Raw genomic sequence first — 20,146 nt, forward strand, 5'->3', positions numbered from 1 at the left:
AACAATGTTTGATCCCCAAAATTAAACGTCAATGGATTAGAAAGAGAGGTTCAAATTGACACCAAATGTACGCGTTGACGGCATCGAGAAAGATTCCAAACCAACCGTGGTATTTTGGGCGCCAGCGGTGAGTTCGGGGTCAAAACCTTTTGCTTTGTTTAGGAAGAAAAATAGGTTACGACCCACCAACGAAAGCGAAGCTCCTTGGAAAGGTGTTTTCTGCAACAAACCCGATGGTAAGTTATAGCTCAGGGCTACTTCTCTCAAACGAATGTTGGATGCACTGTACGTAAATACCTCACCAGCAGGGGTGTTACGCCCACCTACTTTCAACCAATAACGCTCGGCAGTGGTGGCAATATTGTTAGCAGAACCGTCAGCTTTCACACCGGGAAAAGTGTAGCTCTCGCGTCCGGCGAGGGTTTCTTCGGTTACCCCGTCGGCATAAATAACAGCATTGGTGAAGGACGTTACCACGCCGCCCATGCGGGCGCTAATGAGGAAGTTAAGCGCCAGATTTTTGTAGGTAATCCGGTTGCTCAAACCACCCGTCCAATCAGGGCGTGAGTTTCCTAAATACACGGTTGTACCGGCCGTAATTTGCGGCAAACCATCGGTACCCACAATCACCTGTCCTGACGCATTCCGAACGTATCCACGGCTGAATACCTGACCTAATGGCTGGCCTTCAATCGCGCGGATGTTGTTCATAAAGTCATTGGTCAAGTTCAATTCCTTCAATTCAGGCGTTAATTCCACCAATTTGTTGACGTTTTTCGCGTAATTCAAATCAATGTCCCAACGAAAATCTCCCGCCTGTACGGGCGTAGCGTTGAGGGTAAGTTCCACTCCTTTGTTGTTAACCAAACCAGCGTTGATAAACTCCGACGACCAACCTGAGGCTGGTGGAATGGCCACTTGGAACAATTGGTTTTTAGAATCACTGTTGTACCAACCCAAATCAAACCCGAAACGGTTGTTGAGGAATTTCATCTGCAAACCAAACTCAAGCGCGGTGGTCAACTCAGGCTTCAAATTGGGGAATGGTTTGATTCCGTCGCGAGTGATAAATCCATTGGGACCGCCCGGCAAAAACGAATAGGTTTGGTTCAACAGGTACGGACGGGCGTCGTTACCCGTTTGGGCAAAAGAGCCCCGCACTTTTGCAAACGAAATGGCTTCCGGCATCGTAATCATATTGGACAGAATGGCCGAGAATCCAACTCCGGGGAAGAAATATGATTGGCTTTCTTTAGGTAACGTCGAAGACCAGTCGTTACGGGCCGTAAGGGTTACGGTAAGGGCATTTTTAAACGTTACGTCGGCCGTGGCAAAGATACCCTGCTTTTCGGTTTCGTTGATGCCGCGCGTGGTTTGGGTATTGCGGGCATTGGTGGTGATGAACAAGTTCTCGCGGTTCAAGCCACCGTTGGATGTGTTCTGGTCCAATTGCTTACGGCGCTGAATACTTCCCCCCACTGTGGCATTGACGGCAATGAAATCCGAGAATTTCTTGTCGTACATCGCAAACAAATCATAGTTCTGCTCACTCACTTCGCGCCAGTTGGTTTGGTAGTCGCCGTTGTCGGCAATGGTATAGGTGTTGTTGTACCATTTTCCTTCAAACTTATCAACGTAGCGGTCTATCCCACCCCGCGCCATGATTTTGAGAGCCGATGTTAACTTATAGGTCAACGAAGTAAAGCCCGTGATACGGTCGCGATTATCGGCCGCAATGACGCGGTTTTTAATCCAGTAAGGGTTTTGTCCACCGTTTGAGCCCGGATTCCAGAAGTTCTGACGAAGGTTACCCGTTACAGGGTCAATGTACTCAAATTGTTGGGCTTGCTCCAACGAAATGTTGCGCGGCATCCGCAAAACATGGCGCTGCAAGTTGGCAAAGGCCTCTCCCGTTTGTTGGCGATTATCGATTTTTTCGCTCAAGTAGGTGATTTTGGTATCCAATGAAAGCCGCTCTCCAATTTGATTGGAGATACGCAGGTTGAGGTTGTTGCGCTTCAACTTGTTGTTGTCAACAATACCCGTTGCTCCTACGTTGGTGTAAGAAAAATAGGTTTGGGTCTTTTCACTTCCTCCCGAAAACGCGATGGAGTTTGAGATTTGAGAACCCGTCGAATAGAAATCCTTATAACTTCCAGGGTTAGCGTTCATGTTGTACGTTTTGGAAGCGTTGGCCGGGTCAGGTCCCCACAGGGCCACCGATTGTCCTGTCATTTTGGGTCCCCAGCTAAATTCACTGGCGCGGTTGTAAACACCCGCGCTTCCCTGTCCGTATTCATCCTGAAACTTTTGCAAAACCATGGCCTGCTCTGCTTGGAAAGAGCTGTTGATGGTTACGCCAAATCCTTTGCGAACGGCTCCTTTTTTGGTGCTAATAATCAAGGCACCGTTGGCAGCGCGACTACCATAAAGGGCCGTGGCCGAGGCTCCGCTCAGTACGTTAATAGACTCAATGTCATCGGGGTTAACGCTCGAAAGGCCATCGCCTCCGTCGCGACCACCGTTGGCATTGCCCGGACTGAAGTTTGAGTTGTCCATCGGCACCCCGTCAATCACAATCAGGGCTTGGTTGTTACCAGTGATTGAACGGTCGCCGCGCAAAACAACACGAGAAGAACCACCTACGCCCGAAGAAGAACGAACGATGTCAAGGTTGGCGACTCTACCCGCCAGAGAGTTGGCCACGTTTAATTCACGGGCTTTGGAGATATTGGCTACCTGCACCGTTTGGGTGGCATAGCTCAATACTTTCTGATCTTTGGAGATACCCAATGCCGTCACCACCACTTCGCTGAGGGTGCGGGCATCGGTTTCCATTTGAACGTTAATGACTGTTGCCGCCCCCAATTCCACTTCTTTGGTCAAATAACCAACAGATGAAAACACCAGTGTTCCAGAAGCAGGAACCGACAATTTAAAGGCACCCTCACCGTCGGAATTTGTTCCGCGATTGGTGCCTTTGAGAAGAACATTCACGCCGGGCAGGGCTTGCCCAGTTTCGTCTTTGATAGTACCTGACAGGGTTCTGTCCTGCGCTATCAATTGCCCTATACCGACCAATGCCGATAAAAGGCTCATAAATAGAGCTTTACGCATACAATAGATTGGATTAGTTTAATTACTCAAACGCAAATTATAGGTAATTTTCAAATTTCCATTAAGTTATATGCACTATTTATTAATTTTTTTTAATATGTCATTTATACACTTAAAATTTGGACATATCAAATGCTTGCAACTAGGTTTTATTGCGACAACAACTTTTTATAAAATATTGTTTTGCCAAGCCTGCTTCAAGCACCGCAGCCAATTTTGGTGAAAGATGTTTTTTAAATCATCCTCTCCGTATCCTCGTTGACGGAGCAAATCTTGGTACAATTGCAGGTCGGCGATGGTATCTAAATCATAAGGCGATTGCTCTCGACCAAACATTCCGTCCAGATCTGTTCCGAATGCAACGTGCAGGCTATTGCCCGTCAGTTGGCAGATATGATCCCAATGGTCTACGAGTTTTGACATGGTCACCCCAAACGCTTTTGGATCTGATTGTCGCTGCACAAAACCCGGGGCCATCATCCAAGCATCCAACGCACCACCAATGACCGCACCTCGCTCAGCCAGTCGCAAAATTTGCTCATCAGTAAGCTGTCGCTGATGCGGCACCAATGCCCGGCAATTATGATGGCTTGCCCAAACAGGGCCTTTAAAAAGGGCTAAAGCTTCATCAAACCCCTTATCGGTGAGGTGGGTGGCATCCAGAATCATTCCCAGGGCATCCATTTCTCGCAGCAAATCTTTGCCCGCCGCGGTCAGTCCGTCGGTCGTACCCGTGCCCGACGCATAACGACCAGAGCCGTACCAAGCTGGGCCAATGGCTCTTAGGCCATAACCGTATGCTTTTTCCAGATACGAAAGGTTTATGAGCGAATCGGCCCCTTCCAACGAAAGAATAAATCCCACGGGCTTTTTATCGTTGGGCACGTCGGTATTTTCCCAAAGTGCAATGTGCGTATCTAGCTCCGTGGCGTTGGTTATCTGAACCATTTCTCCTAAATCAACCATGGCCTGATACCACGCCACCTGCGCCTGGGTCATGGCCCAGGCTTGCGCGGGCGAATACCATCCGTCAAAGGCGCTTCCGCGTTGGGTAACCCGCGCCAATTGGGTAGCCACCACCAAGCCCACGTTGCCCTTTCTCAAGTCAGGCAGCGAAACCGTACCTTTGCCCCGGTCGCGTTTGTCCGAAAGATTTTTTTCAATTTCGCGCTCCCGAAGTTCCTGTACCGTACAGGTATAATCGCGGTTCCATTCAACGGCATTCATCGCCATGTCTAAGTGGGCATCAACAATCAGCATAAATGGGTAGTGAGTATTAAGTGTTTAGTAAAGTTTAAAACCTTTATTATTAAGCATTTGCAACGATTCAATCAAGCAGCCCCACTGATTTTGAATGGAGGATGGCTTCGTCGGTATGTTTAAAAAGACAGGTATGTATGCTTTTATCCTGAATCGAATCTAGGACAGTTCTCGTAAAATCTTCCTTTTCGGGGCTTATGTTTCTGATGTAGAGGGCAATGATTCTTTCGGGATATTTATTGGCCAACAGCGCATAAATCTCGGGGTCTTTTTGCGAATTATCTCCCAACAACACAAATCTTTGTTTGGGAAAAGCCTCAAAAATCCGCACTACCCGCATCAATTTGCCTTGGTGCTTCGTGGCCCCCGTTTGCAGCAACTCGTACCATCTTTTTATTTTATTGAGCAAAAAAGCTCCTTTTGGCAATCCATTGTGTTTGAAAAATTCATTCAAATCATCGTACAGGTTCCATTCACTGCTGGATACGTAGAAAAAAGGGTTAGGCAAATCCGGCTCAGTGTGCGCAAATGCGAGGAGTTTATAAAATCGTACTACATCGGCAAATGTTTTACGGCTGCGGGGGTTTTTGGTAAACATTACCCTTAATTTTTTTCCCGTGTCGGCCGAGTGTGAAACCAGTACCGTATCGTCAATGTCGGATATAAATCCGTATTGTGTGGAGTGTGGCACGAAAATTTTACCTTCACCCGTGGTCGTGGGTTGCCCTTGTTCGTTGAGTAGGTGTACTTTTAAAAGATGCCATCCAGCGTCTACATTGGCCGTCGATTGCCATTCAAATTTAAAAAAACCGTCTTTTTCGGTGGTAGTATAAAACTTTTGTTCGCCCCATTCTAGTTGCACTCGGGCCCCTGGAACGGGTGTAACAAAAAATAATTTTATCAAATGGAGTACATTCTTTAAAACATTGGTAGTGTACCGACGTCGAACTACTTTTTTACCAGCCAGCACATGACCATACAAAATCATATTTTCTTGGTGGCCATATCCGTGATAAACCTTCACTGATACGACAGAATTGTTTACTTTGTGTTCCATCTTCAGCAATTTACTAAATTATAGTCGTTAATCGCAACTTTTATCCGCCCATGACAACCCCCGAAAGCCACAAAATATTTTTTATCCTCAACCCCGGTTCAGGGCGTAACACCAGAGATTGGGCGCAGGAAATAACAAACTATTTTGCCCCTCTGAATCACACGATTGAATTGTATAAACTCCCCAAAAGTGCCAACGTAGCCAAAATAAAGGATAAAATTGAGCAGTTTTCTCCCCATCGGGTAGTGGCGGTTGGGGGAGATGGCACAATCAAATTGGCGGCCGAATGTATTTTACACACCAACATCTCATTGGGCATTTTGCCCGCAGGCTCCGCCAATGGACTGGCATACGAATTGGGAATCACCGACAATCCCGCTCAGGCATTGGATGTGTTGATTACGGGAATCACCAAAACAATTCACACCACGGTCATTAACGGGGAGCTGTGCCTTCACCTAAGTGACATTGGCCTGAACGCCTACGCCATGAAAAAGTTTAAACTTCAGAAAGTACGCGGAATGTGGGGGTATTTGATTGCTTCCCTGAAGGTTTTGTGGCAAAACCCAAAGATGGAAGTTGAACTCCAGATTGACCAAAAAGCTATTAAAATGAAAGCCGCCATGATTGTCATTGCCAACGCGACCAAATACGGTACGGGGGCGCTTATCAACCCAGTCGGCACGTTGGAAGATGAATTATTTGAAGTGGTTGTGATTAAAAAACTAGCGGTACGAGAGCTGTTTAAGATGGTCTTTTTTCACGCTTCTTATAACTCAGAAACCGTAGAAATTTTTCAAACGGACGCACTGAGAATGAAGTCCGCCAAAAAAGTCCACTTTCAGGTAGATGGAGAATATTTGGGTAAGGTAAACGAGGTAAAAGCCATTCTTATTCCGAGCGCTTTTAAGATGATTGTGCCAGCACCCGCCGTTGTTTGAGAGCAAACAAAAAGGGCGGAGGCAAGCGGAACACCGATGCCCCCCGCCCCTATGGCATTAATCTTCGGGAAAGGGGATGAAAACAAATCCCGCAAAGTCCCCCTGAATGACGAACAAACAGCAATATTCGTCGGGGTTGCGGTAGTTTTCTTTAAACATTTCTACCGCTTCGGGACCGACTAATCCTCGCTGCGTAAACTCATCCAGAAAAGAGGCCCGGTACGACCATTCGTTATCCAGTTCGTTTTGGGCAATCAATAAAACTCCTAAATCTAGGTTGTTTTGTACCGCCACAAAAATGGGATTTTCCGAAAATCCTCTTTTTCGAATCTGGTACGAAGCCTCTTTTAATTGGTCGGATATTTTAACAAAATCCTGCGATATCAATCCCAAAAGCCGTCGGTTGACTTCTGGCGAATTGGCATCGTCCATCAACGCGTTTTCGTTACTGTTGTTAATCATAATTTTTCAGGAGTGAGGAGCGAGAAGTGAGAAGGGAATTATTCTCACTCCTCGCTCCTCATTTTACATTCTTGCGGCCAGCAACAGACTTAAATCTTTGTGGCGCATGTTGAATTTTTTGGCAATAATCGGATTGGTGAGCATACCACCGTGGCAGTAAACACCCTTGCTAAACCAACGATTTGCGTACATCATTTGTTCAATACCACCCGTATTTCCTGCCCGTAGCAGCATGGGCAAGAACACATTACTCAATGCCATGCTCGCCGTATGTGCCACCCGCGACGCGATGTTGGGAACGCAATAGTGAATCACATCGTGAACCCGGTAAATGGGGTCTTTGTGGGTCGTAATGCGCGAAGTTTCGATGCAGCCGCCCTGGTCAATGGATACGTCAATGATGACCGAATTGGGCTTCATTCTTGACACCATCTCTTCCGTAACGATGCTTGGGCTGTAGCCATCGTTGGGGCGCAGCGCGCCAATCACCACATCGGCCCGCTGAATGGCCTCCGCCAGCGTATCTGTCTCAATGATTGAGGTATAAATATTTTGACCAATGGCGTATTTGAGGCGCTGAAGGCGGTAAATGTGCTGGTCAAAAATCTTAATTTCTGCCCCCAAAGCCAAGGCAGTACGGGCGGCGTATTCGGCCACAGTTCCTGCCCCGATAACGACCACCTTGGTGGGTGGTACGCCCGTAATTCCGCCCATAATAATTCCGCGTCCGTTGTTGGCACTGCTGAGGTATTCGGCCGCAATCAGCATGACAGTACTCCCCACAATCTCGCTCAACGACCGAATGACGGGCAATCCGCCTACTTTATCTTCGATGTATTCATAACTGATACCCGTGATGTGCTTTTCGTTCAAAAATTCAAAATACGAACGTTCGCGCGTGGGCAAATTGAGGGCCGAAATAATCTTTTGACCGTTTTTAAGGTGCGCAAATTCTTGCTCAACCAAGGGCTCAATTTTCAAAATCAAGTCTGATGTATAGACTTCTTGCGGCGAATACGCAATCTGGGCGCCCGCTTCACTGTACTCGTGGTCGGGAAATTGAGCGCCTTCTCCCGCTCCTTTTTCTACCACTACCTGATGCCCGTTGCGCACCAAAATAGCAACCGCTTCGGGCGTTAGGGCAATCCGGTTTTCCTGCAATGACACCTCCTTTGGCAGTCCGATCAACAAACTTTGTTGACCCACTTTGACGGGTGCCAGTGCTTCCTGTGGGTAAAGAGCGGTTTGTTGAGCCAATTCTCCAAAACCTGTCATTTCTGTAAAAAGTGTTTAATCGTTCGTGTCAGTGTTGTTATCGGTAACTATTATTTCCCGCTTCCCGTTCACGGTTTCTTTGATGGAAATGGTAACAAATCGGTCGGGGAGCAAATCGGCAATTTTATCGGGCCATTCAATCAAACACAAATTACCCGAATCGAGGTATTCTTCCACTCCAATGTCGTAGGCTTCGGCGGTGTTTTTTAACCGATAACAGTCGAAATGATAAATAGCCTCCCCGCTCGTGGTAAGGTATTCGTTTACGATGGAAAAAGTGGGACTTTGTACGGTATTTACAATCCCTAAATGCTGGCAAATAGCTTTGATGAGCGTGGTTTTTCCCGCCCCCATTTGGCCTTCAAACAACCACACTGGGCTTGTCTGGCAGGCTTGAATGAGCCGCTGCGCCACTTGGCTTATGCCCTGTAAATCAAACGGTTCTATCTGAAGCATACGATGATACGACTCGGTTATTTTGACAATCGAAGGCTAAATAACACCTTTCGTTTTCAACTCTTTGGACAGTTCTTGCATCAACAATCGATGCGCTTCTGGATTGGGGTGCCCATCGTGTTGCAATTGGTATTTTTTGGACGGATAAGGAAACAGATTTCTAAAATCAATGACCTTAATACCCCGCTCTTTCAGTAACCCAAGCATGGGGGAATCTATTCTCAGCGCATCTGGGTACAAAACCACATAAAAATCGTCATTTTTAAACTGTTTTTTGTATTCTTCCTGCGATTTTTTGATGAGATTGGCGGTAAGTTCATAATCTTTTGGACGATACGCAAACGGAAAATCCATGGCAAAATGCTGACGGACTTTGCTTTTGAAGACCATCATCCCAAAGCGGTATTTGAGCGGATGGACAAAACGATACACCCCGTTGGTTTGCATCGAAGATTCATCCACGTCTGGAAAATAGCCATCGTACATGCCAATCCAGCCCGCCGACGGAATGGCCCGATTGACGTGGTCTTCAATGTAGGTATAAACGGCAAAACCCTGTTTTTGAGTCACCTGTTTGGTCACGTCTTGGTGCTGCAAACGAGCGAGCATGTGGCGCGGTGAGTACCCAAAAAAACCGTAGTTGTACGCCTGAAAAGCCGAGTTGTTTTTCTGAAAATAATAGGGCATGGTTTCGTTGTCAGCTACTGCGTCGCCGTAGGTGAACGAACATCCAAAAAATAACGCATACCGATTACGTTGGGCGTTGAGGCTATCGGCAAAGGGAGTAATGCGCCGCGAAAACGAGTCTACGTGCATCAACACATCAATCACTGGCTTGCCATTCAGCGTTTTGACCCATTTAAAATTGTGGTTTGGGATGGGTTTTCGACCCAAAAACTCATCAAACGCGTAGCTCGAATCATACGCAGGGCCCGCATATTGGGGCTGGTTGGCAGCGGGGGCTTTTTGGCCCGAATCATGAATCCACCCCACGACGGTTTCTATCCCGTAAATGACAAAAAATACACTCGTCAATGACAACAAAATATTTTGAACCACGGGGGGACTTTGCCGAATCAACAAATAAAGACTGACCAATCCAACAGCCCACGCCACCACCCGAAAACCAATGAGCCTTAAATCATAATCAAACCAAATACCGTCGCCGTTGCCCACAAAAAACTCAATGGCAATGACCGAAAGAATCAATAAGATAACAATGGATATGAAATAGCCGAGTCGGGCAAAGAGCGTGGTATTCTTCTGAAAAAAACGCATTCGTCGAAAGCTGTTCTAGTTTTGAGAGGCCAAAGGTAAAACTTTTTGCCCAATTTATCAGGAATTCCCCCAACACACACCGCTTGCTATGACCAACATTTGTGGACCCAATCAGGAAGAAGCTCTTACCCGACTCCTTAAAAAAAGACAGCGCCGATACAGTAACTTTTGAAAGATTTACCCTTCATTTTTGGAGAATGCTTTCGTTATTTGCAAATCTGTTTTAGACCACCTTACGTTACTCAAAACTTGTGATTATGTCTACTCCTTTAAATGTTGGTTTAATTGGCTTCGGGCTATCGGGGCGTTATTTTCACGCGCCGTTTTTGAAAGTCAACCCTCATTTCAAATTGACCAAAGTGGTGACGCGCAACGCCGCATCAGTGCACGAATTCGACCCCTCCATTGAGGTCATCAGCAGCACCGAAGCCCTTTTGGCCGACGATTCCATCGACCTTGTGTTTGTCTGTACCCCCAATGACCTCCATTTTCCCTACGCCAAGGCCGCTTTGGAAGCGGGCAAACACGTAGTCATTGAAAAACCATTCACCAACACAACCACCGAAGCCGACGAACTGATTGCGCTGGCCGAACAAAAAAAGTTGGTGGTAACAGCCTACCAAAACCGCCGTTGGGATGCTGATTTTCTGACCATCCAAAAACTGCTCAACGACGGGACGTTGGGAGAAGTGATTGAATTTGAAGGACATTTTGACCGTTTTCGCCCCGAGGTAGCCCAAGGAACATGGAAAGAAGTAGCCGCTGCAGGGGCAGGAACGTTATACAATTTAGGGCCTCATTTAATCGACCAAGCATTGGTGTTGTTTGGCACTCCCCAAAAAGTAACCGCCACTATCAAAATCGTTCGCCCAGGTGGAGAAACCGACGATTATTTTGACATCCGGATGGATTATACCGACAAAAGCGTCATTCTTAAAGCAAGTTTAATGGTTTTTGAAAATAACTTACGTTATATCATTCACGGAACGAAGGGAAGCTTTATCAAATACGGGCTTGACATTCAAGAAGATACGTTGCGAAAAAACACCCTACCCAACACCGAAAACTGGGGAGAAGAACCCGAAAACCAGTGGGGAACGCTATACACTGAAGCAGGAAAAGCAACGGTTCAAACGCTACCCGGCCACTACACCCCTTTTTATGACAACATCTACGAAGCCATTGCCGAAGGCAAAGAGCTGATTGTGAAGCCGCAACACGCGCGCAATACCACCCGCGTGATGGAGTTGGCGATTGAAAGCAGTCGATTGGGAAAAACGATGGATTTTGAGGGATAAATAAGTAGTGGGGGCAGGTTGTAGGAGTGTGGTGCAGGTTGTGAGCAACCTGCACCACTGTTTCATTAGCCGTTGTCTGAAAACTCAGGATAGAGCATCATGCCGCCGTCTACGTAGAGGGTTTCTCCTGTGATGTAATCAGAATCGTCGGAAGCCAGCCAAATGGCGGCCTTGGCCACGTCTTCGGGTTGACCAATCCGACGGTACGGAATCAGTTTCATTAACGCTTGCCTATTTTCTTCCGACGACCACACGCTTTTGTTGATGGGCGTCTGAATAGCCCCTGGACTGATGGCGTTGACGCGGATTTTGAGCGGTGCAAGCTCTTGCGCAATGGATTTCATAAACATCAACACTCCCCCTTTTGAGGCGGCGTAGTTGATGTGGCCCGCCCAAGGAATCATGTCATGTACCGAACTCATGCAGATGATTTTGCCAATGGCTCGCATGGTAGTTTTCCCTTCGGCTTGGGCTACAAAATGTCGGGCGGCTTCGCGGGCACACAAAAACTGGCCCGTCAGGTTGATGTTTAAGACGTTGTTCCATTGGTCGAGGGTCATATTTAGGAAAGGAGCATCGTCCTGAATCCCGCTGTTGGCCACTAAAATATCCACTTGGCCAAACGCCTCAATGGCCTTTTCAAACATTTTGAGCACGTCGGCTTCTTTGCCCACGTTGGCTTTGACCGCGATGGCATCGCCGCCTTCGGCTTTTATTTGTTTGACAACCTCCAAGGCTTTTGCTCTACTGCTGTTGTAATTGACAATCACGTTGGCACCTTCTTTTCCGAAGGCAACGGCAATGGCACGGCCAATTCCCGAACTAGAGCCAGTAATAATGGCGGTTTGATGAGCTAATTTCATGCGAATAATGGAGAAGAAATTGAGTTGTTTGTCAATTTTAATCAATTTTGAGAAAAAGTCATGCCACCGCAGTCATTTGTTTTTTTGAAGGAATGAGAAAAACTTATCTTTTGTACGGGCTTGGATTGGGTCTCCTGCTGATTGTGCTCAAACTCATCGAGTACCAGTTTTTGGTGCGAATGCACATTTTTGAAATATACGGTGGGTTGATTGCGGTTCTATTCATGGGAATCGGGGTTTGGGCGGGGCTTAAATTCACCCGCAAAGCCCCCGCTCCCATCATTGTTCAGGCACCGCCCGTATTTGACGAAAATAAAATCAAGGAATTGGGAATCAGCAAACGGGAGTTGGAAGTGCTGGAATTGATTACGCAGGGATTGTCCAATCAGGAAATTGCGGATAAACTGTTTGTTTCGCTCAACACCGTCAAAACACATTCAGCGAGGTTGTTTGAAAAGTTGGATGTAAACAGCCGCACCAAAGCCATCAACCGCGCCAAAGAATTGGGGATATTATAAGGTAAACTAAAGAATGATTTAAGGCCATTTCTAAAAAATCACCCAAAAGGATGACCGTCCGTTCTTGGCTTCAACCTTACTTTTGCACAGGGTTTCACCCTTTTAACATTCACCTTTTCAAAACTACCAATTATGCAAAAGACAATTATTCGGTTCGGTCTTATTTCGGGAGCGGTTTCTTCTGTTTTACTGGTTTTATTAACCACTATTGGCCGAGCCATTGGGTTTGAAACCTTCGCGGATTACGGCGTTTGGTTTGGATTTACGTCCATGATTCTTTCATTAACGTTGGTTTATTTCGGCATCAAATCGTACCGCGACCAACACAGGGAAGGCCGAATTACGTTTGGGAAGGCATTTCAAATCGGCATTTCGGTGACGGTCATTTCCTGCGTTTGTTACGCTTTGACGTGGTTGATTTTTTATTTCAATTTCTTCCCTACTTTTATGGAGGATTTTGGAGCCTATCATCTCCAAAAAATGAAAGAAGACGGTAAAAGCGCGGCTGAAATCGCCCAACAAGCCGCCGAAATTGCCAAGGCCAACGCCCAATATCAAAATCCGTTTTACAATTTTGCCGTCACCTTCATGGAGCCGTTTCCAGTAGGTTTGCTCATGACGCTGGTATCGGCATTGGTGCTGAAAAAGAAGTAAATAAAGATACTTTTACATTGCGTTCTGAGTCTAAAGTTTTTCGGTTTAAAATTTTTCGGTTCTGCGGTTTTACGGTTTGAAATTCTGTGGTTTTTCTGTTTGAAATTTCTCGATTCTACGGTTTTGCGGTTTAAAATTCTGCGGTTTTACGGTTTGAAATTTTACGGTTCTGCGGTTTTTCAGTTTAAAATTCTGCGGTTTTACGGTTTGAAATTTTACGGTTTTACGGTTTTGCGGTTTAAAATTCTGCGGTTTTACGGTTTGAAATTTTGCGGTTTTTCAGTTTAAAATTCTACGGTTTTACGGTTTGAAACTTTACGGTTCTGCGGTTTTTCAGTTTAAAATTCTACGGTTTTACGGTTTGGAATTTTACGGTTCTTCGGTTTTTCTGTTTAAAATTTTACGGTTAAAACCCTACGTTTCCATCACGCTTTCTGGCCCGATTTCATCAATTGAGCGACAACCCGCCAATGCCATTGTCAAATCAAAATCTGCGAGATAATTAGCCAAAACTTGCTGTACGCCTTCGCTACCTCCCAAAGCCAGCCCATACACGTAAGGCCGCCCCAAACAAACGGCAGTAGCGCCGAGCGCCAAAGCCTTAAAAATATCGGCCCCGCCGCGCACGCCACTGTCCAACAATAAAGGAATACGCCCTTGGACTACTTCAGCGATGCGCGGCAACATATCCATCGTGCCCACTGCACCGTCCACTTGGCGACCGCCGTGGTTGGAAATAACCAAACCGTTGATGCCATGATCCAAGGCTTTGAGGGCGTCGTCGGGATGAAGAATTCCTTTGAGCAAAATGGGCAGTTTAGTAATCTCGCGCAGATAGGCCAGGTTTTCCCACGTCAGTGAAGGGCGCGTATAAATATCAATAAATTTTTTGACCGCCTTGCGAGGATTGCCCGATTTGGCATTTTCTAAAAAGCTCCCCGGATAATGTCGGATAACGTTCCACAAGGTACGTATGGCGTCGTACGTTATCTTGGGTTTGGGCGCAGGCGTGGGGTCTGGTTCTTCCAACAATCGACGAAAAACGGGGTCGGAAGTATATTGGGCAATGCCCATTCCACGCAGAAAAGGCAGATACGCCAACTCCAAATCTTGGGTACGCCAGCCCAGAAGGGTGGTATCCAAAGTAACCACAATTGCTTCACAACCAGCACTTTCGGCACGACTAACAAAACTCGCCACCAATTCGTCCGACTTGCTCCAATACAACTGAAACCACCGCGTTTGGTCGCCCATTGCCGCCGCGCAGACTTCCATTGGTACCGATGCCTGATTGGAAAAAATGTAAGGTATGTGCATGGCGGCGGCGGCTTTGGCTACGGCCAAATCGGCCTCAGGATGCGCCATTTCCAGCACACCAATGGGAGCCAAAAATAAGGGATAAGGATGTTTTTTGCCGAATAATTCAATGCTCGTATCCCGCGCCGACACGTCGCGCAACATACGTGGGATGATGCGCCACCGCTCAAACGCTCGACGATTTTGGCGCATGGTATCACCCTGGCCCGCTCCCCCCACAATATACGCCGCTGCCTGCGGCGACAAGGCTTTTATCGCTTTGTTTTCCAACCCCTGAGCGTCAACGGGAATGGAAGACACGATTCCTGAGGCTCCTTCAAGGTATATTTTTTTTTGGCGTTCAAAGGCGTTCATAAGGTAGGGTCAATCAGTTGGTATTTTAGGTTTAGGAAAACAAAAAAGGTAATCGGCATTGCACCGATTACCCCCAAATTTGAGATAGAACTATCAATAAGGTATACCCGCTTTTTTGTATATAAAGTGCATCAACCACGCGGGGCCAATCATCAGAAATTGTAAATCTTTAAAAAAAGAAGGCTTTTTTCCTTCCACTTTATGCCCCCAAAATTGACCAATCCAAGCAACCACAAAAATGCCCAACGAAACCTGCCACAGCGTCCAGCCTTGATTTTCAACTTGTTGGGCCAGAAAAAGGCACAAACTCGTAAACAGAATCAACCCCACCGCCAAGGTAACGGATAAACGTATGTAATAAATCGTCACCAGTGCCAGTACGAGCATTGCTACATTGAGCGGTAGATTTTCGGCAATCAAAACGGGCAGTTTAATACTGTAAAGTAATCCTACCACGCTAAAAAAAATGGCAGGCACACAAATCCAGTGTACCAGTTTATTGGTAGGATTCTGATGGCTTTCGCCGTATTCATTCAGCCAAGCATCAATGGTTCTCATAATTGTAAAAGGGTTGGTTTGACAAAGCGAAATCACAAACAAATCTCCTTAAAATTATATAATTAACCACAAAATGACAAACTGAAGTCTTAACCAACCCTTGTCAATGTTTGAGTTATTCGTCTTCTTCCTCCTCTTCGGCCCCAACTAGCGCGTACTCATAATCTCCGTCAATGGCGTATTCTTCGCAGAGCGCGTCCAAATCTGCCAAGAAATCTTCGTACACATCCGTCAGAATTTCAAAGTTGGTGATTTCGAGGTACTCTACCCCTTCCTCATCTTCGATGGTTTCGTAGTCAAAATAAAACTCATCTTCCTCCGTGACGTACTCCTGACAAAGGGCTTCTAGCTGAACCGCAAAATCTTCGGGGTCTTCGACTTGAATGTAGAAATCTGTCAGGTAGGTCCGGTCTTCATCGTAGAAATTGGACTCCTCGCTGTCGTCAGAAATACCCTCGCTGTAATCCAAATTTTCTACGGCTTTGACAATCCATGAATCGTGTCCGTTGTAGTCTTCGTGCATGACATAATCGTACGGAATGTAGCAATAACCACCGTCGCCCCATCTTTCGCCCCACGAATTACGAACGATAAACATTTTGTCGGGGTCAGAATAACCCACACAAAGCATGGCGTGCCAACCGTGCGTTTCCCGAACCTCGTCAGAAGCTCTGGGCATGATTACGCGGCCTTTGTTGCGATTTGCACTATCAAAAGATTTAAAGGTATTGAGCGCAAACGCAATCGGATACCCTTCGGCCAGGGTTTGCCGCCAGAGGTTTAGATCAGTTTTGATAAATTCGGCTTCTACAATCCGGAAATTAGAACCGTGATTGTAGGAATCTTCATCTGGTTCTTCCGTGATTCTATCTTCATCGTTGGGCCAATAATCTTCTGAACAAGCACCGTACTCTTTTAGTCCTTCGATGGCATTGACCATCATCGAGCCATTGTCTTCGTCTTGTTCCCCCGCAAAATACCGGGCATTGTAGTAAATAAACAAGCGACTTACGTCCGAAGAATCTCCGAGGGTACGCTTGGCCAAATACTCGTATGCTCCCGCAAAGGAGTTGGCCACGCAACTGTTCCCCACCTGCATTTCGACCGAAGTCATAAATTTTCGCAAGTCGACTTTGGGCGGGAGATTAATGTTTTTTTTGATTTTTTTTTGGGTTACATCGTCTGGCATTTTGCCAATACGATAACCACCTATTCGGTCAGCCATTGCAATAATAAGTTAAAGGTTTAGGAAACAGGGTTTTTCATATTGCGAATAAAATAAAAAGAGCTGAATCTTGCGAATCAGCCCCCAAATAACCAACAAAAAGGTATATTTTCTTCACTTATTTAGCCTCAATGAATGATGATTAATCGTTTTTTAATCTCCTCATTGCCAACTTTTACCCGTATCCAATACAAACCAGGAGTAGCCTCTGCTTGATAATACCCCGCACGCCCCTGCAAAGGCCATGAACGGCCCGTGGCGTCAAGCATTTCTACAAAAGGCTGCTGGCTCTGCGACGGTAGCGTCAAGTGAAACTTGCCATTTGTCGGATTGGGATAAACATTTACTGACTCAGTCAACGTAGGCTCCATACCCAGCGGCTGTAAAATCGTAACTCCCAACGTTTGGGAAGTATTACGACAGCCGTCTTTGGTTACTCTTACGGCGTAGTTTCCGCTTTCTCCCGCTTCATACACCGCGCTGGTTTCTCCCATGATTTCTATTCCATCCTTCAACCATTGATAGGTTAATCCCGCCCCTTCGTTGGCTTTCAAGCGGGCCTTCTGCGGGGCATAAATCGGCCCAGTCATTTCGGGCGTAACGGTGGCTTCTACGGCAGGTTTTATTTCAATAATGGGCGATAAAGAAGAAACCCCACAAACCGTATCCCGCACCAAAACGCGGTAGGTTCCCGTCGCGGTGGCATCAAAAGTAGACTGGAGGGCAGCGGGTAGAATTTGCCCGTTGCGCTGCCATTGGTAGGATAAAAAATGGAGCGAATCGGGATTTGCAGTCAAAGGTAGCTTTTGTCCTTCGCAGAGGGTCGATGCCGTTGATTGAAGCGTGGCGGTAAGGTTCTCGTAACAGGGCCGCGTGATTTTAGTGACGGAGGTGATGTGCGAAAAGTTATCCCAATTTCCCATCGTCGCGTCAGGATTCAGGGTAACCAACAGTTGGGAAATCAGGTATTCGCCTTTCTGGTCGTTGGAGGGATACGTGCCCGCCAGCATTCGAGCCTGTCGGGTGGAGTCTTGTACGGGTAGCTTAACTGGCAATGCCCAAATCAAACGCCCAGTCGATGAAAATTTTGAAATGCGGTATTTGTTAACTACGTCTAAACCAGCCAATTTCAAGAAACTGGCTGCATTTTCATTCTTTGCAGAAATGGTCTCGGTCAAAAGCAGCGTTCCGTCACGGTCAAAACTTAAAATGGCATAGGAGGTAGGCCGTTCTACCGTCCAAGCGAGTTCTCCTTCGGGATTGACCGCGTAGACTTTCTGAGACGTGGTAAAATAAATCCATCCCTGATTATTTTCCACAAAATGAATAATTTTATCGGAGAAAATCGGACTTCCACTCGGCGTCAGCAGAAACAATTTGTAATCGTTGTAATAGTGCGAATATCCCAAGATTCTGCCGTTGGAATAAACCTTTAATTTGTTCAAATAGGCAGGGCCCAAAAACCGCCACTGCGGCAGACCAGTACTATCAAATTTGATGAGTTCAGGAATGGCGTAGTTTTTACGAAAAAGCAAAAAACCGTGGTCGGGCGTACTTTGAAAGGCTACATTATTGAGGTTGTAGAAAGGCGGTAATTTTAGGGAAAGCGTCTCGGCTTTTTTTCCTTCTTTATCAAATTTTAGCAGATTTCCTGTCGAATCTTTTACCGTCAACACTACGTAGCGAGATTGTGCATCCTGACCCACAATTTTGGTTGTGTAAACACTTGAATCGGCCAAAACAGTCCATTTTTCGCGCCCAGTACTATCTACCAACACGAGATTTTTGGTGGTAGCCAAAAGGAGAGAAAAGTCTGTTTTAGAACGAATCTCTTTCTTAGCAATGTAAGCCGCAGTCTTATCATTCCCCAAAAAAGGCTCATCAGATGCCGTGGGTTTATAGGTGGAATCCTGCCAACGAAACAACTCTGAGCGCATCGCATATTTCCAGGTAACTTGCCTATTCTTGCCCACGCTTATGATGCTATCGGGGACAAAAGCCCCATTTTCATGCAACGAAATCAGGAATCCTCCGTTGGAAGTAGGCGTTAGTGCTCCGACTTTCAAGGGGTTTTCAGCACGTTTAAAAACGGCTTTTACATCGCTGTTGGGGTCATAAACGGTTGAGGTATAATAAACTTTATTGGTTTGAGACTCAGTAATATTCCCAGTTTCTACAAAATACCCATTGATAAAAGGCTGATAATCATAGTTATTGTTTAGTAAGTAGCGACTATCCTTTTTTAAAGTACTATCCACAAAAATGGTCCGATTTAAGACCGTTGTGCTGCATTTCAGGACACACTGTCGATACGGAAAACTAAACAGGATTGAACCGTTGGGCGTTTGATGACTGAAAGGCCATCCAATGGCTAGCTCACCATTTAACGAGGAGCCTACCGATTTCTCCCACTGAGTACGGTAGCCTAACTGGGCTTGGCTAGGTAGCCAAACGGCGGTTATAAAAATTAAAATAAATACTTTTTTCATAGCTATTTTCAAACTTTAGGTACGTCTAATCAGTGTGGGATAATGAATATACTTATAACGGTTATATCGCTACAATTTACATAAATCAGGGTTTGACATTACAACGATTTAAGTGATTGTTCTCATTGTCTAATAAAAATGGCCCTCCGAATATTTTATCCGAAGGGCCACGGCCAAACTAGGTATAAAAACCGAGCTTTTTGGGCACTTATGGCTTACTTTGCTGTCCAACCACCATCTACGGTAAGCATCGAGCCAACCATGTAGGTGGCAGCATCGCTGGCCAGAAATATTGCAGCCCCTTGAATCTCCCGCAGCAATCCCCAACGCCCCAGCGCGGTTGCACCCACAATAAACTTTTTAGACTCTTCGGTATCGGCAATGGGCAAGTTCATTTCGGTCAAAAAAGGCCCTGGACAAATGGCATTTACGTTGATATTGAAAGGCGCCAACTCCAACGCAAGCGCCCGGGTCATTTGCACCACCGCGCCTTTGCTCGACGTATAAGGTGTACGGTTGGCCAAGCCCACAATTCCCAACGTACTGGCCATATTGATAATGCTGCCACGCTTGTTTTGTTTCATGTACGGAACCACCGCCCGGCAGCACAACCACGTACCGTTGACGTTGACATCCATTACTTTTTTAAAATCTTCGGGTGTTACTTCGTCAATGGCGCCCCTAATATTGATACCGGCGCTGTTGATTAAAATATCAATACGGCCAAAGGCGTCCATCGCCGCTTTGGCCATTGCTTCGGTTTGGGTCAAATCGGTCGTATCGGCGCTGAAAGAGAGGGCTTTGACCCCAAATTCTTCGCTAATTTCCCGTGCTGTTTGAGCGCCTTCTTCTGCATTTCGGTTAACAATCATCACGTTGGCTCCCGCCGAGGCGAGTCCAGCGGCCATCGCTTGTCCTAGTCCTTTCGAACCTCCAGTAATGATGGCGGCTTTTCCTGTCAAGTCAAATTGTTTGATTCCGGGGAATGTTTCTCTATCCATTTGGGTGCAATTCAGGGGTAATT

The 20,146-nt window shown here is 46.3% G+C and carries 17 protein-coding genes; 4 read left to right on the forward strand and 13 right to left on the reverse strand.

Going from position 1 to position 20,146, the window contains the following annotated elements:
• Positions 1-36: 36 nt before the first annotated feature.
• The 3 genes from NCI00_RS21840 to NCI00_RS21850 form a co-directional block, all read right to left on the reverse strand.
• Positions 37-3,117 carry a SusC/RagA family TonB-linked outer membrane protein gene (locus NCI00_RS21840; RefSeq protein WP_253531196.1) on the reverse strand — a complete coding sequence of 1,027 codons (3,081 nt, stop codon included), beginning with the start codon at positions 3,115-3,117 and terminating at the stop codon, positions 37-39.
• A 168-nt stretch (positions 3,118-3,285) separates the two neighbouring features.
• Complete coding sequence (locus NCI00_RS21845; protein WP_253531199.1) at positions 3,286-4,377, reverse strand: dipeptidase; 1,092 nt, start codon at positions 4,375-4,377, stop codon at positions 3,286-3,288.
• Positions 4,378-4,444: 67 nt separating this feature from the next.
• Positions 4,445-5,434 carry an App1 family protein phosphatidate phosphatase gene (locus tag NCI00_RS21850; protein ID WP_253531201.1) on the reverse strand — a complete coding sequence of 330 codons (990 nt, stop codon included), beginning with the start codon at positions 5,432-5,434 and terminating at the stop codon, positions 4,445-4,447.
• 50 nt (positions 5,435-5,484) lie between these two features.
• On the opposite strand from NCI00_RS21850, the gene NCI00_RS21855 reads away from it, so the two are divergent.
• The gene (locus NCI00_RS21855) at positions 5,485-6,375 is read left to right on the forward strand and encodes a diacylglycerol/lipid kinase family protein (protein WP_253531202.1); all 891 of its coding nucleotides are present in this window, start codon (positions 5,485-5,487) and stop codon (positions 6,373-6,375) included.
• A gap of 57 nt (positions 6,376-6,432) precedes the next feature.
• Here NCI00_RS21855 and NCI00_RS21860 read toward each other — a convergent pair whose 3' ends face one another.
• The 4 genes from NCI00_RS21860 to NCI00_RS21875 form a co-directional block, all read right to left on the reverse strand.
• Entirely contained in the window at positions 6,433-6,837 is a 405-nt protein-coding gene (locus NCI00_RS21860; protein WP_166558877.1) for a hypothetical protein, read from the reverse strand.
• Between the two features lie 63 nt (positions 6,838-6,900).
• Positions 6,901-8,112 (reverse strand): alanine dehydrogenase, encoded by a 1,212-nt coding sequence (locus tag NCI00_RS21865; RefSeq protein WP_253531203.1) that lies wholly within the window; start codon positions 8,110-8,112, stop codon positions 6,901-6,903.
• Between the two features lie 15 nt (positions 8,113-8,127).
• Positions 8,128-8,568: a tRNA (adenosine(37)-N6)-threonylcarbamoyltransferase complex ATPase subunit type 1 TsaE gene (gene tsaE, locus NCI00_RS21870; protein ID WP_253531204.1), complete on the reverse strand. Its 441-nt coding sequence runs from the start codon at positions 8,566-8,568 to the stop codon at positions 8,128-8,130.
• Positions 8,569-8,604: 36 nt separating this feature from the next.
• Positions 8,605-9,846: an SGNH/GDSL hydrolase family protein gene (locus tag NCI00_RS21875; protein ID WP_253531205.1), complete on the reverse strand. Its 1,242-nt coding sequence runs from the start codon at positions 9,844-9,846 to the stop codon at positions 8,605-8,607.
• Positions 9,847-10,103: 257 nt separating this feature from the next.
• Here NCI00_RS21875 and NCI00_RS21880 point away from each other — a divergent pair, with 257 nt between their 5' ends.
• Positions 10,104-11,144 carry an oxidoreductase gene (locus NCI00_RS21880; protein ID WP_253531206.1) on the forward strand — a complete coding sequence of 347 codons (1,041 nt, stop codon included), beginning with the start codon at positions 10,104-10,106 and terminating at the stop codon, positions 11,142-11,144.
• Between the two features lie 65 nt (positions 11,145-11,209).
• Here NCI00_RS21880 and NCI00_RS21885 read toward each other — a convergent pair whose 3' ends face one another.
• Positions 11,210-12,007, reverse strand: a complete 798-nt coding sequence (locus tag NCI00_RS21885; RefSeq protein WP_253531208.1) for an SDR family oxidoreductase — start codon at positions 12,005-12,007, stop codon at positions 11,210-11,212.
• A 92-nt stretch (positions 12,008-12,099) separates the two neighbouring features.
• Here NCI00_RS21885 and NCI00_RS21890 point away from each other — a divergent pair, with 92 nt between their 5' ends.
• A complete protein-coding gene (locus NCI00_RS21890; RefSeq protein WP_253531210.1) occupies positions 12,100-12,525 on the forward strand; it encodes a response regulator transcription factor in 426 nt (141 codons plus the stop codon).
• A 132-nt stretch (positions 12,526-12,657) separates the two neighbouring features.
• Positions 12,658-13,179: a DUF4199 domain-containing protein gene (locus NCI00_RS21895; RefSeq protein ID WP_253531212.1), complete on the forward strand. Its 522-nt coding sequence runs from the start codon at positions 12,658-12,660 to the stop codon at positions 13,177-13,179.
• A gap of 414 nt (positions 13,180-13,593) precedes the next feature.
• On the opposite strand, the gene NCI00_RS21900 is transcribed toward NCI00_RS21895, so the two are convergent.
• The 5 genes from NCI00_RS21900 to NCI00_RS21920 form a co-directional block, all read right to left on the reverse strand.
• Entirely contained in the window at positions 13,594-14,850 is a 1,257-nt protein-coding gene (locus NCI00_RS21900) for a lactate 2-monooxygenase (RefSeq protein ID WP_253531215.1), read from the reverse strand.
• A 93-nt stretch (positions 14,851-14,943) separates the two neighbouring features.
• Positions 14,944-15,408, reverse strand: a complete 465-nt coding sequence (locus tag NCI00_RS21905; protein WP_253531218.1) for an Mpo1 family 2-hydroxy fatty acid dioxygenase — start codon at positions 15,406-15,408, stop codon at positions 14,944-14,946.
• 115 nt (positions 15,409-15,523) lie between these two features.
• Positions 15,524-16,633 carry a C1 family peptidase gene (locus tag NCI00_RS21910; RefSeq protein WP_253531221.1) on the reverse strand — a complete coding sequence of 370 codons (1,110 nt, stop codon included), beginning with the start codon at positions 16,631-16,633 and terminating at the stop codon, positions 15,524-15,526.
• 128 nt (positions 16,634-16,761) lie between these two features.
• Positions 16,762-19,122, reverse strand: coding sequence for a T9SS type A sorting domain-containing protein (locus tag NCI00_RS21915; protein ID WP_253531224.1), 2,361 nt, complete (start codon positions 19,120-19,122; stop codon positions 16,762-16,764).
• A 215-nt stretch (positions 19,123-19,337) separates the two neighbouring features.
• Positions 19,338-20,123 carry an SDR family NAD(P)-dependent oxidoreductase gene (locus tag NCI00_RS21920; protein WP_253531227.1) on the reverse strand — a complete coding sequence of 262 codons (786 nt, stop codon included), beginning with the start codon at positions 20,121-20,123 and terminating at the stop codon, positions 19,338-19,340.
• Positions 20,124-20,146 lie beyond the last annotated feature (23 nt).

The organism is Runella salmonicolor, from assembly GCF_024158025.1.
Classification (GTDB): domain Bacteria; phylum Bacteroidota; class Bacteroidia; order Cytophagales; family Spirosomataceae; genus Runella; species Runella salmonicolor.